Raw genomic sequence first — 16,275 nt, 5'->3', positions numbered from 1 at the left:
GCGCGGGGTCGTTGCCGGTGGGCGGGGCGGAGGTGCTGGTGGGCGGGGTGCGGGTGCAGGTGGGCGCGGGAGCCCGTGTCGCCGCGAGGGGCTGCCGGGCGGCGTGCGGGCATGCTTTCCCCGTCGGGACCGGAGCGAACGAAGGAGGACGGCCGTGCTGTTCGAGGTGTGGGCTCCGAAGGCCGGGCAGGTCGCCCTCCGGTGGGCGGGTGACCGGGCAGGTGAGCCGGACGTCCCGCTGGAGCGCGACGCCGGGCGCGCGGGCTGGTGGCGTGCCGAGGCACCGGCCCGCGAGGGGGACCGGTACGGCTTCCGGCTCGACGACGGGCCGCCGCTGCCCGATCCGCGGGCCGCGCGGCTGCCGGACGGCCCCGGCGGCCCGGCCGCGGTCGTCGAACACGACCGGTTCGGGTGGCGGCATCCGTGGTCCGGCCGCCCGCTGCCGGGCGCGGTCCTCTACGAGCTGCACATCGGGACGTACACCCCCGAGGGCACCTTCGACGCCGCCGCCGCGCGGCTGCGCCACCTCGCCGACCTGGGCATCACCCATGTCTCCCTGATGCCGGTCTGCCCGTTCCCCGGCAGCCACGGATGGGGCTACGACGGGGTCGCGCCCTGGGCGGTGCACGAACCGTACGGCGGGCCGGACGGGTTCAAGCGGTTCGTGGACGCCGCGCACGGCCACGGGCTGGGGGTGGTGCTCGACGTGGTGCACAACCACCTCGGCCCGTCCGGCAACCCGCTCCCGGAGTTCGGGCCGTACTTCACCGACACCCATCACACGCCGTGGGGCGCGGCGGTCAATCTCGACGCCCCCGGCAGCGGCGAGGTGCGCGACTACCTCCTCGGCTGTGCGCTGTCCTGGCTGCGCGACTACCGGCTCGACGGCCTGCGGCTGGACGCCGTCCATGCGCTGCACGACGACGGCACCCCGCACTTCCTTGCCGCCCTGTCCGCCGCCGTCGACGCGCTGGCCGGGGAGCTGCGGCGCCCGCTGTTCCTCGTCGCCGAATCCGATCAGAACGATCCGCGCACCACCGCACCCCGGGCGGACGGCGGGCACGGTCTGCACGCCCAGTGGAACGACGACTTCCACCACGCCCTGCACACCGCGCTCACCGGCGAATCCCAGGGCTATTACGCCGACTTCGCGCGTGCCCCGCTCGCCGCCCTCGCCAAGACGCTGACCGGCGGCTTCTTCCACGACGGGACGTACTCCAGCTTCCGCGGCAGGGCGCACGGCGCGCCCCTCGACCTGCGGGTGACGCCCGCATACCGGCTGCTCGCCTACGCCCAGACGCACGATCAGATCGGCAACCGTGCGCTCGGCGACCGGCTCGCGGCCGGGCTCTCCCCGGGGCTGCTGGCCTGTGCCGCCGCCCTGGTGCTGTGCGCGCCGTTCACCCCGATGCTGTTCATGGGCGAGGAGTGGGGCGCGAGAACCCCGTGGCAGTACTTCACCGCTCACACGGATCCGGAGCTGGCGGAGGCGGTACGCGCCGGGCGCCGTCGCGAGTTCGCCGCGTACGACTGGGCCGGTCACGCCGAGGACTGGCCGGATCCGCAGGACCCCGCGACCCGCGACCGCAGTGTCCTGGACTGGAGCGAACCCTCCGTGGAGCCGCACGCCTCGCTGCTGGCCTGGCACCGTACGCTGCTGGCGCTGCGCCATGAGCTGCCGCCGTTGACCGATCCCGATCCACGCCACACCACCGTCCGCTACGACGAGCGGGCCCGCTGGCTCCTGCTGCGGCGCGGACCGCTACGGGTGGCGGTCCATCTCGCGCGGGAGGCCACGGCGGCCATTCCGGTCACCGGGGGCGAGGGGGCGGACGGCCCCGGCCCGGTCGGGCGGCCCCCGGCCGCCCTGCAGGCACTGGCGGGCTGGCCCGGTGCCCGGCTTCCCGGGGCTGACGGTGTGCTGCGGCTCCCCCCGGAGTCGGTGGTGGTGCTCGGGCCGTAGGCGCTGTCGCCGGACTTCGGTCGCCAGGCCTCAACCGCCGGGTCTCAGCCGCCGGGTCTCAGCCGCCGGGTCTCAGTGCGAGAACTCCGAGACGAATGCCGCGCAGAAGGCCTCCAGATCGGCCGGCTTCCGGCTGGTGATCAGGGTGTTCGGTCCGCCGGTGCAGATCTGGACCTGTTCGTCGACCCACGTGGCGCCCGCATTGCGGAGGTCGGTGCGCAGGCTCGGCCAGGAGGTCAGCGTGCGGCCGCGCACCACATCGGCCTCGATGAGCGTCCACGGTGCGTGGCAGATGGCGGCCACCGGCTTCCCGGCGTCGAAGAAGGACTTGACGAACGCCACGGCCCGCTCGTCGAGGCGCAGTGCGTCCGGGTTGGCCACGCCGCCGGGCAGCACCAGTCCGTCGAAGTCCGCCGCGGTCGCCTCGTCCACCGTCAGGTCGACGGGGAAGGTGTCCGCCTTGTCGAGATGGTGGAACGCCTGCACCTTTCCCGCGCGGGTGGAGACCAGCGTCGGGCCGCCGCCGGCGTCGGTCACCGCTTGCCACGGCCGGGTCAGCTCGACCTGTTCGGTGCCCTCGGTGGCCACCAGAAAAGCCGCCTGCATACTGCGCTCACGTCCCTCCGTCGAACGGGCCGGGAGGCGGGAAGGAGCCCCACTCCCCCACCTCTCGACCATAACGGGCGACGGCGCATGCACTCATCCGCAGAGGCCGCCGGCGGTGCCCGGAGCCTTCCGCCACGGCAGCCACCACCCGCCGCCCGGCACCCCTGCTCGGCCGCTCCTTCGCTCGCCCGATAGTCCATTCCCCGGGCAGGTGATGGACACTGTGTCCATGCCCCTGCACCTCTCCGATCTGCTGGCCCGGCCCGATCTCCGTCTGTCGGTCACCTACGACGTGCCGCCGCAGCAGCTGGCCCGCACCATCGAGGCGGCGACGGTCTCGGATCTGCCGGCGCCGGGGAAGTGGCTGCAGGGCGGTGAACTCCTCATGACCATCGGCCTGTTGCTGCCGATGGAACCGGCCGCCTGCCGGGCGTACGTCCGGGACGCGGCCGAGGGCGGGGCGGCGTGTCTGGCGCTCGGGCTGGGGCAGGGACTGCCGTACCAGGAGGCGCCCGAACCCCTGGTGCGCGCGGCCGAGGAGGCCGGCCTGCCGCTGCTGACGGTGCCCGACGAGGTGCCGTTCATCGCCGTCACCAAGGCGGTCTTCGACGCACGGGCCGACGAACAGCGCGCGCTGCTGCAGCGGGCGTTCGCGACCCAGCGCCGGCTGACCGCCGCGGCGACCGGCGACGGGCTGCGGCCGATGCTGGCGGAGTGGGCGGCCGCCACCGGCGTGGGCGCGGCGGTGCTCGATCCGCTCGGGCGGCTGCTCGCCACCAGCGAGCGCGCGGCGCGGCCGCTGCCGGCGCAGGCGCACGAGCTGCTGGACCGGGTGGCCGCGCGCGGGCTGCGCGGCAGCGCGTCCAGCACGGCCGCCGGGCAGCAGCTGGAGGTGCAGCCGCTGGGGGCGCGGCGGCTGCGCGGGCTGCTGCTGCTCACCGGCCGGCCGGACGACGCCGCCCGTTCGGTCGTCCCGGGCCTGGTCTCGCTGCTCTCCCTGGAGCTGGAGCGCCGCCATCTCCGCGATGAGCCGGAGCGCCGCCGCCGTTCGGCGCTGCTGTCGGAGCTGCTGGCCGACGAGGATCCGTCCGCCGACCGGGCCCGGGACATGCTGCGCTCGGTGGGGCTGACGGCCGGGCGGGTGCGAGGGGTCGTGGTGGCGGCGGAGGGCGCCCCCGCGGGCCGTACGGCAGCGGGCGCCGCGGCAGCCGGAACGGGAAGCGGTGCGACGGCCGGGGCCGGGCCGGCAACCGGGACCGGGACCACGGCCGGGACGGGGTCCGCGGACAGCACCGCGCACACGGACGGACCCGGCCCCATGGACGGCCCCGGCCCCGCGGACGGCGCCGCGCAGGAGATGGCCGCCGATCTGGCGCTGGCGGTGCCCGGCGGTCTGGTGCGGGTCGTGGACGGGGCGCCGGGCGCGGTCATCGAGGCGGTGGTGGGCGAGGAGCTGGACATCCGCGAAGTGCTCGCCCGCTTCGCCCCGCGCTGCCCGGCCGGGATCGGGCCGGCCACCGCCCCGGAAGCGGTCCGGGTGTCGCTGCGCCAGGCGGCCGGGCTGCTCGCCGTCAGCAGGGCGGGCAACGCGCCGGCCGAGGCCCGGCAGAGCCAGGCCAGCCGGCTGCTGCTCGACCTGGGCGACGGCACCACGCTGCACGGCTACGCCGACAGCGTGCTCGGCCCGCTCGACCTCGCGGACCACGGCGAGGAGCTGATCGCCACCCTGGCGGCCTGGCTGGAGACGGGCGGCGCGTGGGACGCCACCAGCCGGCGGCTCGGCGTCCACCGGCACACCGTACGCAACCGCCTCGACAAGGCCATGGACCTCACCGGCCGCCGCCTCGACGACCCCGACGACCGCTTCGACCTCTGGCTGGCCACCCGCATCCGCTGCGGCGGCGCCCCGTCCGGCGGGTCTGGCGGGTCCACGGGCTTCAACGGGTCCGGCGGGGCCGGCGGCCGGCCCGCTCCCCCACCGCCAGGCCGGTGACGCGGGGCCCCGCCACCCGGGCCGCCCTTCACTCTCTCCCCCGCACCGTCTTTACTTCGGGGGTGACCTATGAGATCCGCACCCTCCCGCCCGGCGCCGCCGGCCCCGCCCCCACACCCGCTCCCGGCTCCCCTCAAGGGGGCGCCCACCGCGGCTCCCTGGTGGCCGTCAGCGATCTGCACGTCCGTTACCAGGAGAACCGCGACATCGTCGAGGGCTTAAGACCGGAGTCCGACGACGACTGGCTGCTGGTCGCCGGCGACGTCGGCGAATACGTCTCCGACATCCGCTGGGCGCTCACCCTGCTCAGCAGCCGGTTCGCCAAGGTGATCTGGGTGCCCGGCAATCACGAGCTGTGGACGCCGGAGCACGACCCGGTGCGGCTGCGCGGCGTGGCGCGCTATGAGCATCTGGTGGAGATCTGCCGCGAGTTGGGCGTCCTCACCCCCGAGGACCCGTATCCGGTATGGGAGGGCGCCGGCGGCCCGGCTGTCATCGCACCGCTCTTCCTCCTCTACGACTACACCTTCCGGCAGCCCGGCATCGCGTCCAAGGAAGCGGCGCTCGCCCGGGCGGAGCAGGCCGGAGTGGTCTGCACCGACGAGCACTTCCTGCACCCCGACCCGTATCCGACGCGGGAGGCGTGGTGCGAGGCGCGGGTGGCCGCCACCGAGGCCAGGCTCGCCGCCCTGCCACCGGAGCTGCCCACGGTGCTCGTCAATCACTGGCCGGTGGTGCGCGAGCCCACCGACCCGCTGTGGTACCCGGACTTCGCGCTGTGGTGCGGCACCGAGGCGACCGCCGACTGGCCGCGCCGGTTCCGTGCCGCCACGGTGGTCTACGGCCACCTCCACATCCCGCGGCTGCTGGTCTGCGACGGCGTCCCCCATCAGGAGGTGTCGCTCGGCTATCCACGGGAGTGGCAGCGCCGCTCCCGCGCACCGGGGCGGCCGGTCCGGATCCTGCCCGCACCGGCCCCCGTCGCCGCCGGAACCACCGGGACACCCGCGTGATCGACAAACTCCTGCCGGCCCCGGTCGTGACCGCCGAGGCCTTCGACGACGCCCCGGTCTCCGAGATGTTTCCCGAGGAGTGGGCGCTGGTGTCCGGTGCCGTGCCCAAGCGGCAGAAGGAGTTCGGCACCGTACGCCGCTGCGCCCGCAGCGCACTGTCCGAACTGGGCATCGCCCCCGCCCCCGTGTTGCCCGGCCCCCAGCGGGAGCCGCTGTGGCCGGCGGGCATCGTCGGCGCCATGACGCACTGCGCCGGCTACCGCGCCGCCGCGGTGGCCCGCTCGGCGGACGTACGGACCGTCGGCCTGGACGCCGAACCCCATCTGCCCGTGAACGATCCCGGCGTGATCGACCTCGTCACCCTGCCCGAGGAACGCGCCCAGCTGCGCCGGCTGGCCGGCGCACAGCCCGAAGTCTGCTGGGACCGCCTGGTGTTCAGCGCGAAGGAGTCCGTCTACAAGGCGTGGTACCCCCTCGCCCACCGCTGGCTCGGCTTCGAGGACGCCCTCCTCACCCTCGACCCGTCGGACGCCACCTTCACCGCCCGCCTCCTCGTCCCGGGCCCGGTGGTCGACGGCAGGGAACTCACCGAATTCAGCGGCCGGTGGCTCATCGAGTCCGGGCTGGTGGTGACGGCGATCGTGCACATGGTGTGACGGGACGGCCGCGGGGCGCGAGTCGCCCGCGGCCGCCGGTGCCGAACGCAGCACCGGCCGCCGGTTACCCGCCCTGCCTGCGGTATTTTTCATGGCCCGTCAGGACGTGGAAGGGTCATTAGCCCACTCATGCAAGAGCACTGCGACACCACCGGTGGGAGCGCACCCTCCGACAGCGAGCTGGTCCGGCGCATCCGTGCGGCAGCCCCGTCCGGCGGCCGGGCGGCGGACGCTCCGTTCGGCACACCGGCTCCGGACGGCCCGGCCCGGACGGGTCAGAGCGCCCTCAACGAGTTCCACCAACGGCACTACGCGGCCGTGCTGGCCTATGCGCGTGACTGCTGCCGCTCGTCCCAGGCCGCGGCCGATCTGGCGAAGGAAGCCATCAACCACGTCCTGCACTCCCCCGGCCCGGAAGAGGGTGCCGATCCGGCCTGGCGGACCGCCCTGCTCGCGGCGGTACGCCATACCGCCGCCGGCTGGCACCGCACTGCCCGGAACACCGAGCTGCGCGACGACTTCACCACCTGGCTGGCCGCCCAGGAGGCGGCAGGCGCCGGCCCCGCTGACGAAGACCGGCCGTCCGGCACGTCCGGCGCGCCCCCGGCCGGCCTGGGCTTCACGGGGACGGTCCTGCCCGACGCGCCGGACAAGCCCCGGCGGGCGCGCCTCTCACCGGCGCGGATCACCGTGCTCGCGGTCGCCGTGGCCGTCCTGGCGGGCGTCGTCATATCCGTCGGCCCACTGCTCGGCCCGGGGCGCGACGAGGCCGCGGCCGGGCACCGCGACCGGCCGGACCACTCTTCGGCCCCCGCCACGGAACAGCCGCAGTCCGCCAGGACCTCGGCGACCGCTTCCCGTTCGCCCTCGGCCTCCCCGTCCCCCACGCACCGCAAGAAGCCGAAGCGCCCGAGCTCCCGGCCCTCGTCGCCGCCGAAGCCGTCGCACTCGCCCCGCCCCGGTCCCGGCCACGCGGACAAACCGCCGGCCGGCCACACCACGCCCCTGGGCAGCCGGCCGTGGAGCTCCCAGAAGTACAGCTTCGCGCCGTTCCGGCAGGACAGCAGCATCGACGGACATCCCCTCACCATCCAGGGAGCCACCTACTCCCAGGGACTGGGCGCGCACGCCTACGACGAGGTCACCTACGACCTCGGTGGCAGTTGCTCCGCCCTGACCGTGGATGTCGGACTCGACGACGAGGTGGGCGCGAACGGCTCCGTGGTCTTCCAGATCTACCGGGACGCCACCAAGGTCGCCGACAGCGGCCTGATGACGGTCGACCAGCCCGCGAAGCACCTCACCGCAGACCTCACCGGCGGCAGCCAACTACGGCTGGTGGTCACCGACGGCGGCAACGGCAACGACTCCGACCACGCCGACTGGGGCGGCCCCCAGATCACCTGCCGCTGATCGGACCACCCGGCAGCGGCCGGACCGGGACGGGTCCCAGGGCACCGGGGAACGGGCATCCCCGTGCCCCGGTCACGCATACTGGAATGTATGCCGCATATGGCTGGGCTGTACGAGCGAAGCGGCGAGCTCAAGGCTTTGCGGGCTGCGATGGAGGCGACCCGTGGCGGCCATGGAGAAGCCGTGATGATCGAGGGTGCGCCCGGGATCGGAAAAACCAGTCTGCTGTCCGAAGCCAAACGGATCGCTGTTTCCACCGGTTTTCAGGTGGCCGGCGCGCGAGGATCCGAATTCGAGAGCGACTTCCCCTTCGGAGTGGTGCGGCAGCTCTTCGAGCCGCTGCTTGCGCGGATGACGGCGGAAGCCCGGCAGCGCATCCTGTCCGGCACCGCGGGGCAGGCCGCGGTCGTACTGAAGCGAGTGGTTCCCGAACGCTCCCCCGGCGGGGATTTCTCCATGCTTCACGGGTTGTACTGGCTGACCGCGGATATCTGCGATGCGCAGCCCCTCATGATCGCGGTCGACGATCTGCACTGGGCGGACAGCGATTCACTGAAGTTCCTTAATTACCTTGTGCCGCGCCTTGAGGATATCCCGGTCTGCGTGGTGGGAACCCTCAGACCATTTGAAACGCATTCACAGACGCATACGCTCGACCAGATTGTCACCGCGGCGCCCACGGTGCTGGTTTCTCCGTCCAGGCTGAGCGCCGAGGCCTCGGCCTCACTCGTCATCAGTGAATTCGCGAAATCCGGGTCACCCGAACCGGAGGACGACGACTTCCTCTCCGCCTGCTGGTCCGCGACCGGCGGGAATCCCCTCCTGCTCAAGGAGCTCACCGAGGCACTCGCCGCCGAGCACGTCGATCCCACCGCCGCGGGCATCCCACAGGTCTACGCCCTGGGCCCGCGCGCGATCGCCCGGCGGGTGGCGATGTGGATGCGGCGCCTCCCTCCCACCTGTGGGCCGCTGACCTGCGCGATCGCGGTGCTCGGGGACGGTGCGGAACTCGGGCACGCGGCGGAGCTGGCGGGGCTCGGCCGAGACGAGGCACTGCAGGCGGCGAAGAGCCTCGAACACGCCCAGATCCTTCACACCGCCGTACCGTCGGACGCCATGGACCCGCGGTGGGGGTTCGTCCATCCGCTCGTGCGTGCCGCCGTGTACGAGGAGATCACACCGGCCGCCTGCCAGCGCGCACACCGGACCGCCGCGCACCTGCTCCGGGACTCCCAGGCCGAGATCGAGAAGGTCGCCCTGCACCTGCTGCGCACCGTGCCCTCCGGGGACGCCGAGACCGTGACCCTGCTGTGGTCGGCGGCGCGGAGTGCCCTGGCCCGCGGCTCCCCGGAGGCGGCGGCGACGTATCTGCGCCGTGCCCTGGCCGAGCCCCCGCCGGCCGGTGACCGGCTCGACCTTCTCTTCGCCCTCGGCAGCGCCATGCGGCGGGTGGACAGCGCGGCAGCCGTCCCGTATCTCACGGAGGCACACGAGCTGGCCGGGCCGTCCCGGCAGCGCGTCGAAATCGCCCTGTCGCTCGGCGACACGCTGCTCGCGCTGCGGCGCGCCGAAGAAGCCCTGGCGATCTGGCAACAGGCCCTGGCCGATACCACGCCGCAGGACACCGAACTGCTGTACCAGCTGAACGCCTGCATCCTTTCGATCCCGCTCTGCGAACCCGGCCGGCCGGATCTGCGGCAGGACATCCTCGGCCGCGTTGCGGCACTGCGCTCCCCCAAACCGAGCGAGAGCACCGGCGGCCGGTACCTGGACTGCGTCATCGCCGGGCACGACGCGGTCATCGGCGACCCGCGGGCGGTCGTCCGGGCGCAGCGCGCGCTCCACGACGCACCCGCCGGGCCGTCCGACGGACAGATGTCGCTGTCCTTCGGCTGGCTGGCCCTGATCAGCGCCGACCGCAGGGAGGTCCTGGGCAGCCTGGACACCGCGGTCGAGCAGGCGCACCGCCAGGGATCCGTCAACGACCTGACCGGGGCGCTCACCTACCGCGCGATGGCATGGCTGTACCAGGGCAATCTCGACGAGGCCGCCGCGGACGCCTCGGACGCGATGCACACAGGTGACGCGTCGTCGCTGGATCTGCGCCGGCTGGTCCTCGGCCCCGTCCTGGCCGAGGTGCAGATCGAGCAGGGGGCGCTGTCGCGGGCGCAGACCACACTGGAGTGGACCGGAGTTCCCGATCCCGCGCCGCTCACCGGGCTGATGTACTACGTGCTGTACGGCCGCTCCCACCTCCTGCGCCTCCAGGGCCGCACGACGGAGGCCCTCCGCGCCGCGCTGGCCGCGGGCGCGTCGTTCAGCGCGGCCGGCGGGGACAACCCCGCCATCGTCCCCTGGCGGTCGGAGGCCGCCCTGTGCCTGCATCTGCTCGGCCGGGACGAGGAGGCCAGGACCATGGCCGACGCCGAGCTCAGACTGGCCCGTTACTGGAGCGCGCCCCGGTCCCTCGGCCGCGCGCTGCGCATCGCCGGCACGCTGAGCGAGGGCGGCGCGGACGTCGGTCTGCTGCGCCAGGCCGTCACCCGGCTGGAGGGTTCCCCGGCCCGCCTGGAGTACGCCAAGGCGCTGGCGGACTACGGGGCGGCGCTGCGCCGGCACGGCGTACGGAGCCAGGCGCGCACCATGCTCAGCGACGCCCTGGACATCGCCGAGGCCCGTAGCGCGGCCCCCCTCGTCCAGCAGATCCTGGACGAGCTGCATGTCGCCGGAATCCGCCCGCGGCGCCACGCGGTCACCGGTCCGCAGTCGCTGACACCGAGCGAGCAACGGGTCTTCGACCTCGCCGTCGCCGGGCACACCAACCGTGAGATCGCCCAGCAGCTGTTCGTCACGGCCAAGACCGTGGAGGTCCACCTGTCCAGCGTCTACCGGAAGCTCGGCGTCACCAGCCGACGCCAGCTCGGCGCGCTGGCGGAGCGCACCCACGCAGCGGACGAACCGGAGTGAGGCATGTCCGCCGTGCCCGATGCGCAGCCGCCCCCGGTCCCGGACGGACCGCAGGGCGGAGTCCGCGGCAGCCGCAGAGTGCGCTTCGCGCCCCGCATCTGGCACAAGTTGCTGGCCCTCTGCATCGCCCTCATGATCCCCCTCGGGGTGGCCACGTACTCCCTGGCCGACCAGCAGAACAGCAAGATCGAATTTGCTCGGACCGAGCTGGGCGGCGTCCAGTACCTGCGTCCCTTGAGCGTATTGGTGCAGGACGTCTTCGACCGCCGTGCGCTGCTGCACCGCGAGCTCACCGGAGAGTCCGTGCCCCCGGCCCGCATCGCGGCAGCCGACCGTGCCGTCAGCGCGGGCTTCACGGCGCTCATGCAGGCCGACCGGCGGCTGCGGGAGCCGCTGCGCACGACCGCCGCCGGCCTCTCCGCCGAGGGGAAGAGCCCGCTGGCGCCCGCGGCTCTGCGCCACGACTGGGCGCGGCTGGCGTCCGCTCCGTCCGGCGACCGCGCCGCCGTGCCGCGGTACACCCGGCTCATCGGGAACCTGTTGGCGCTGGGTTCCTACGTCGGCGACACCTCGAAGCTGATTCTCGACCCCGACCTCGACACGTACTACACGATGGCCGGGCTGCTGCTGCGCGAGCCGCAGATGATGAACCAGCTCTACGGGATAGCGGAGAGGGGAGACTCGATACTGGCCCGGGGCGACCGGTCCACCGGCGACCGAGTACGCATCGCCTACGACACCACGGTGCTCAACCAGAACCTCCTGCAGCTCAACAGCGATCTGAACCGGGCGTTCGGGGCCACCTCCCACACCGGGCTCCGCCCCGCGATCCAGCCCCTGCTGGCCAGGGCCACCTCATCGGTCCGCGAGGTGACCGGCACCGTCAGCCGGCAGTTCACGGCCGGCGCCCGGGGTACGCTCCCGCGGGCCGTCTGGTGGGCCCGGGCCTCCGGTGCCATCCGGGCGAACTCGCACCTGTGGAAAGCCCTGTTCGACCAGGAAGACCACATGCTGAACGCCCGCCTGGACAACCTCCACGACCGCAACCTGCGGGCCCTGGCCGGCATCGCCGCGGTCCTCGCCGTGATCACCGTGGTGGCCGCGCTGCTCTCCCGGCGCATCACCGGCAATGTGGCGGCCGTGGCGCACGCCGCGCGGGCGCTGGCCGCGGGCGACCTCACGCGCCGCGCGACGGTACGCAGCCGCGATGAGGTCGGCACCATGGCCACCGCCTTCAACGTCATGGCCGCCAGGCTCCAGGAGAGCTACTCCGCCGTGGAGGAGGAGGTCCGCCAGCGCACCGCGGAGCTGAACCAGAAGACCGAGTCGCTCAGCCTGCTCCAGCACGTGGCTGCCGCCGCCAACGAGGCGGACAGCTGGGAGGACGCGGTGCAGAAGGTCCTGGACCTGGTGTGCCGGCACATGGGGTGGCCGGTCGGCCGCGTCCACCTCGTCGCGTCCACGCCGGGTCCGGCCTCCCGCACCGGCCGGCCCACTCCGGATCCGGAGTTCACCACATCGCCCATCCGGCACGTCGACGAGCGGAACCTGGGGTTGCCGCTGCACGACATCGCCGCAGCAGCCGGACTGGACGAGCCGGAGGGCCTGCCCGCCACGGTGCGCGCCACCGGCCGCCCCGCCTGGATACGTGACATCACCGCGGGGTCCGCCGGGGTCCGCCCGGCGCCGGGCGTGGCCGGGAGTGCCGGGGTGACCGGCAGGATCGCCGTCCCGGTCGTCATCGGGAAGGACGTCGCGGCGGTCCTCGACTTCCTGACTCCCCGGGCCATGGAGCCGGACGACGCCTTGCTGCGGCTGATGCTCAACGTCAGCACCCAGCTCGGCCGGGTACTGGAACGGTCCCGCGCTGCCGCGGAGCTCCAGGCGTCCAAGGAGGCGGCAGAGGTCGCCACCCAGGCGAAGAGCGCGTTCCTCGCGACCATGAGCCATGAGATCCGCACGCCGATGAACGCGGTGATCGGCATGACGGAAATCCTGCTGGACACCCCGCTCGATGCCGAGCAAACCGAATTTGCCCATGTCATCCAGAACAGCGGTAACAGCCTGCTCACGATCATCAACGACATCCTCGACTTCTCCAAGTTCGAGGCCGGGAAGTTCGATCTCCGACTGGAGCCGCTACAGCTTCGACAGTGCGTGGAATCGGCCTTCGACTTCGTCACTCCGATGGCCGCGGAGAAGTCGGACCTAGACTTGGCGTACATCATCGATCCGGAGTTGCCGGAAGAAATCATCGGAGATATCGATCGACTGCGCCAGATCCTCATCAACCTGCTCAACAACGCCGTCAAATTTACGGAAAGCGGCGAAGTCGTCCTCAGGGTCGCCTGGGCCGACGCGGAACCGGACCCTTCTTTGGAGCCGCCGGAGTCGCCCCACCCGCCCGCTGCCGGGGACGCGGACGGCCTCGTCCGCCTCCACTTCTCCGTGTGCGACACCGGAATCGGCATCGTCGCGGACCGCCTGGACCAGCTGTTCCGGCCGTTCGAGCAGCTCGACGCGTCCACCACCCGGCGCTTCGGCGGGACGGGACTCGGACTCGCCATCAGCAAGCGGCTGGCCGAGCTGATGGGAGGCACGATGTGGGTCGAGAGCGAACCGGGCGTGGGGTCGACCTTCCACTTCACGGTGGAAACGCGAGAAATTCCGGAATCGATGCGTTCCAGCCAGGTGGTCTCCCGTGTCGAACTCCGGGGAAAGCACCTGCTGGTCGTTGACGACAAATTCACGAACCGGATGATTCTCACCCGCCAGGCGAGCGCCTGGGGAATGGTGGTACGCGCCACCGGATCTCCACGGGAAGCCCTCGAATGGGTACGGCAAGGCGATCCGTTCGACATCGGAATTCTGGATATGCAGATGCCGGACATGGACGGCATCATGCTCGCGGAAGAAATCCGCCGCTACCGGAGCATGGCAGAGCTGCCGTTGTACCTGCTGACTTCTGTTGGCCGCCCCATGGCGACCCGGGAGAGCCTGGCGGAGTTCTCCGGGTACCACACCAAACCCATCCGGGCGGCCGAACTCTATACGGACCTCTGCCGCACGCTGCTCGGCGTCACGGCGCCCGCCGCCTCGTCCCGCACGGCACAGCGGCCGGAGGTGAAGGAGCGCCGCCTCGTCCCCCTGCGCATCCTTCTGGCCGAGGACAACCTGGTGAACCAGCAGCTGATCGTGCGGATGGTCCGGAAGATCGGTCACTCGGTGGATACCGTCGGCAACGGAGCCGAAGCGCTGGAGTCGCTGCGGCACACGCGCTACGACGTGGTCCTCATGGACGTACAGATGCCGGTGCTGGACGGTTTGGACACCTCCCGGCGGATCCACCGGTCCCTGTCCGCCGCGGAGCGCCCGTACATCATCGCCCTCACCGCCAATGCGATGAGCGAGGACCGTGACGCCTGCCTCGCCGCCGGGATGGACGACTACCTCAGAAAGCCCCTGCGCGGCATCGAGCTCGCCGAGGCACTCGACCGTGTGCCCCTCGGTCCCCCCGCGCGGAGGCCGGAGACGGCGCGGCCCGCACGGGGACCGGAGACGACCACGCCCGCCGGGGAGCCGGGAGCCCTGCCGTCCGCAGCCGGCCCGGAGGCGGCACGGCCCGAGCCGGAGGCCGAGCCGGGGGCCGACGCCGGGGCGCCCGTGCTGCCGGTCCTCGACGAACCCGCCTTCGGCCGTCTGGTCGGCTCGTTCGGCAAGGAATTCGTCAGCCGGATCATCGATGCCTTCCTGGAGGACTCCCCCCAACTGATCGAAAGCCTTCGCCGCAGCCTCGGCCAGGGCGACGGAAGCGAATTCCGGAGAGCGGCCCACACCCTCAAGTCCCACGCGAACACCTTTGGATTCCCGCGTCTCGTCCGGCCGTGCCAGGAAGCGGAGGACATCGGCGCCGGCGGGGATCCCAGCGCGGCGGCACCGCTGGTGACCCGCATCGAAGGGGAGTACCGCACTGCGAGAGACGGGCTGATCGCCCGGAGAGCGGAGCTTGGCCATGACCGATAGCAACGCCGCGACGAACAGGACCGGAAGAACAGGGCGCATCCTGGTCGTGGACGACGATCGCACGAACCGCATGATGCTCACCTATCGCCTGGAAATGGCCGGGTTGGAGACCGCCACGTCCGAGAACGGGATCGAGGCCCTGCGGATGCTGCGGGAGAGCGACTTCGATGTGGTGCTGCTCGACATCCTCATGCCGGGGATGGACGGTTACGCGACGCTCGATCTGATGAAGCACGATCAACAGCTCAGCCGCACACCCGTGATCATGATGTCCGCCGTCGGTGAGCTGGACAGCGTCATCCGCTGCCTCGAAATGGGCGCCGAGGACTATCTGCCGAAGCCCCTGGACCACCTCCTGCTGACCTCCAGGGTCGACAACATCCTGCTGAAGATCCAGCTCGAGCAGGTGGAAAAGGCGCTCGCCGAGCTCACCGGGGCCGTGGAGGCCATGGCCGGCGGTGCGCTCCCGGCCGGGGCCCTGGACCGGGTCGCCGGGCAGACCGGCTCGGTCGGCCGATTGGCACGACAGCTCCGGCAACTGGCGGCCGTGACGTCGGAGCAGTAGGCGCACGAGGCCCGGAGCGGCCGCCTCGCTGAGCAACCCCTGCTCGCCTGACCCGACCCGCCCGTCCCGCCCCGGCCGCCCCCGCTTCGTCCCGGCGGCCCGTTTAGGGGGCGTACTAGGGGGTTCCCCTAACGACTCCCCAGGGGGCCGGGGGCACGGTGAAGGCATACATCAGCTCCCCGACACAGCCGACGGCACGGAAAGAGAGGGGGTGGGTGTGATGCCCAGGGTCGTTGTTCGCACACCACGGCCCCCCGGGTGCCCCACCGGAGCCCGCGTGGTCTCCTGCCCCCCTCGGCCGCCCACGGTCCCGGAGAGAAGCGAGGGCAGACAGATGTTCCCGGCACCGGAATCGTCCCCGGGCACGGCCCGACAGCCCACGGCGGGCACGGACTGGGCACCGCCCGTCTTCTCCTGGTCCGGACCGCACGCGAGGGCTCCCGTCTGGCTGCCCCCGCCCCTGCCCGTCCGGCCTCCCGCCGCGGCGGATTCCGCCCGGCCGGACCGCCTCGTCATGACTACCGTCCTCCGCACCCGCTGCGTCGCCGTCCGTGAGGGCGTCCTGCTCCCGCTGTGCCGTCTGTTGTGGCGGCAGGCGGCGACCGCCGCCGCGCGGGTCGCTCAGCTGGCCCGGTGCCTGGGGAGGATGCGCGGCAAAGTGGTCTCGGAGCCGCTTGAATCGCATGTCCACGCCGTGCCCCAGGCCCGGCGGATCATCCGGACCGAGCTGGCCCGATGGGGGCTGCCCGAGCATGTCGAGATCGCCGAACTCCTGGTGAGCGAACTGGTCACCAATGCACTCCAGCACGCCTGGGGCCCCCTCCACCTGCAGATGTCCCACTCGCCCCTCGACCGGACGCTGCGCTGCGACATCGCCGACGGCTCCCCCGCCGCTCCGCCCGCTCACCGTCCTCCGGCCCGAGCCGACGAGGACCACGGCCGGGGGCTGCACCTGGTCGACCAGCTCTCGACCCGCTGGGGCGCGCGGCACACCGCCGCGGGGAAGACCGTCTGGTTCGAACTGCGCACGCCCGGCAGCAGTGCCCGTCGGCGGGGAGCTCGGCGGCGACTCTGAC

General features: G+C 72.5%; 10 protein-coding genes and 1 pseudogene. 10 read left to right on the top strand and 1 reads right to left on the bottom strand.

Annotation, left to right across the window (positions count from 1 at the left end; translation table 11 throughout):
• The first annotated feature begins 154 nt into the window (after positions 1 to 154).
• A complete protein-coding gene (treZ, locus tag ABZ851_RS26765) occupies positions 155 to 1,963 on the top strand; it encodes a malto-oligosyltrehalose trehalohydrolase (protein WP_361132369.1) in 1,809 nt (602 codons plus the stop codon).
• Positions 1,964 to 2,035: 72 nt separating this feature from the next.
• On the opposite strand, the gene ABZ851_RS26760 is transcribed toward treZ, so the two are convergent.
• On the bottom strand, positions 2,036 to 2,569 hold the full coding sequence (locus tag ABZ851_RS26760; RefSeq protein ID WP_093491557.1) for a type 1 glutamine amidotransferase domain-containing protein: 534 nt from the start codon (positions 2,567 to 2,569) through the stop codon (positions 2,036 to 2,038).
• A 229-nt stretch (positions 2,570 to 2,798) separates the two neighbouring features.
• On the opposite strand from ABZ851_RS26760, the gene ABZ851_RS26755 reads away from it, so the two are divergent.
• The 9 genes and pseudogenes from ABZ851_RS26755 (at position 2,799) to ABZ851_RS26715 (ending at position 16,274) form a co-directional block, all read left to right on the top strand.
• The gene (locus tag ABZ851_RS26755; RefSeq protein WP_361132365.1) at positions 2,799 to 4,562 is read left to right on the top strand and encodes a PucR family transcriptional regulator; all 1,764 of its coding nucleotides are present in this window, start codon (positions 2,799 to 2,801) and stop codon (positions 4,560 to 4,562) included.
• 158 nt (positions 4,563 to 4,720) lie between these two features.
• Positions 4,721 to 5,575, top strand: coding sequence for a metallophosphoesterase (locus ABZ851_RS26750; RefSeq protein WP_361132423.1), 855 nt, complete (start codon positions 4,721 to 4,723; stop codon positions 5,573 to 5,575).
• Positions 5,572 to 6,231 carry a 4'-phosphopantetheinyl transferase superfamily protein gene (locus tag ABZ851_RS26745; protein ID WP_361132362.1) on the top strand — a complete coding sequence of 220 codons (660 nt, stop codon included), beginning with the start codon at positions 5,572 to 5,574 and terminating at the stop codon, positions 6,229 to 6,231. The genes ABZ851_RS26750 and ABZ851_RS26745 overlap by 4 nt, the downstream gene beginning before the upstream one ends.
• 129 nt (positions 6,232 to 6,360) lie before the next feature.
• Positions 6,361 to 7,644: an NPCBM/NEW2 domain-containing protein gene (locus ABZ851_RS26740; RefSeq protein WP_361132359.1), complete on the top strand. Its 1,284-nt coding sequence runs from the start codon at positions 6,361 to 6,363 to the stop codon at positions 7,642 to 7,644.
• Between the two features lie 90 nt (positions 7,645 to 7,734).
• Positions 7,735 to 8,193, top strand: a pseudogene (locus tag ABZ851_RS26735) (AAA family ATPase); the annotation flags it as partial.
• A gap of 132 nt (positions 8,194 to 8,325) precedes the next feature.
• Complete coding sequence (locus tag ABZ851_RS26730) at positions 8,326 to 10,611, top strand: LuxR C-terminal-related transcriptional regulator (protein ID WP_361132420.1); 2,286 nt, start codon at positions 8,326 to 8,328, stop codon at positions 10,609 to 10,611.
• A gap of 3 nt (positions 10,612 to 10,614) precedes the next feature.
• The gene (locus ABZ851_RS26725) at positions 10,615 to 14,634 is read left to right on the top strand and encodes a response regulator (protein WP_361132356.1); all 4,020 of its coding nucleotides are present in this window, start codon (positions 10,615 to 10,617) and stop codon (positions 14,632 to 14,634) included.
• A complete protein-coding gene (locus ABZ851_RS26720; protein WP_361132353.1) occupies positions 14,624 to 15,199 on the top strand; it encodes a response regulator in 576 nt (191 codons plus the stop codon). Before ABZ851_RS26725 ends, ABZ851_RS26720 begins: the two co-directional genes overlap by 11 nt.
• 514 nt (positions 15,200 to 15,713) lie before the next feature.
• Entirely contained in the window at positions 15,714 to 16,274 is a 561-nt protein-coding gene (locus ABZ851_RS26715; protein ID WP_361132350.1) for an ATP-binding protein, read from the top strand.
• The last annotated feature ends 1 nt before the right edge of the window (position 16,275 follow it).

Origin of the sequence: Streptomyces sp. NPDC047049 (genome assembly GCF_040643995.1) — a bacterium.
GTDB lineage: Bacteria > Actinomycetota > Actinomycetes > Streptomycetales > Streptomycetaceae > Streptomyces > Streptomyces mooreae.
The sequence above is the reverse complement of the archived record's forward strand: the minus strand, read 5'-3'. Positions and strand labels throughout refer to the sequence as shown.

Excerpts from the sequence above, each read along its gene's own strand:
- ABZ851_RS26740 (WP_361132359.1), top strand. The coding sequence starts at position 6,361 with ATGCAAGAGCACTGCGACACCACCGGTGGGAGCGCACCCTCCGACAGC.
- ABZ851_RS26755 (WP_361132365.1), top strand. The coding sequence starts at position 2,799 with ATGCCCCTGCACCTCTCCGATCTGCTGGCCCGGCCCGATCTCCGTCTG.
- ABZ851_RS26760 (WP_093491557.1), bottom strand. The coding sequence starts at position 2,569 with ATGCAGGCGGCTTTTCTGGTGGCCACCGAGGGCACCGAACAGGTCGAG.
- ABZ851_RS26720 (WP_361132353.1), top strand. The coding sequence starts at position 14,624 with ATGACCGATAGCAACGCCGCGACGAACAGGACCGGAAGAACAGGGCGC.
- ABZ851_RS26715 (WP_361132350.1), top strand. The coding sequence starts at position 15,714 with ATGACTACCGTCCTCCGCACCCGCTGCGTCGCCGTCCGTGAGGGCGTC.
- ABZ851_RS26725 (WP_361132356.1), top strand. The coding sequence starts at position 10,615 with ATGTCCGCCGTGCCCGATGCGCAGCCGCCCCCGGTCCCGGACGGACCG.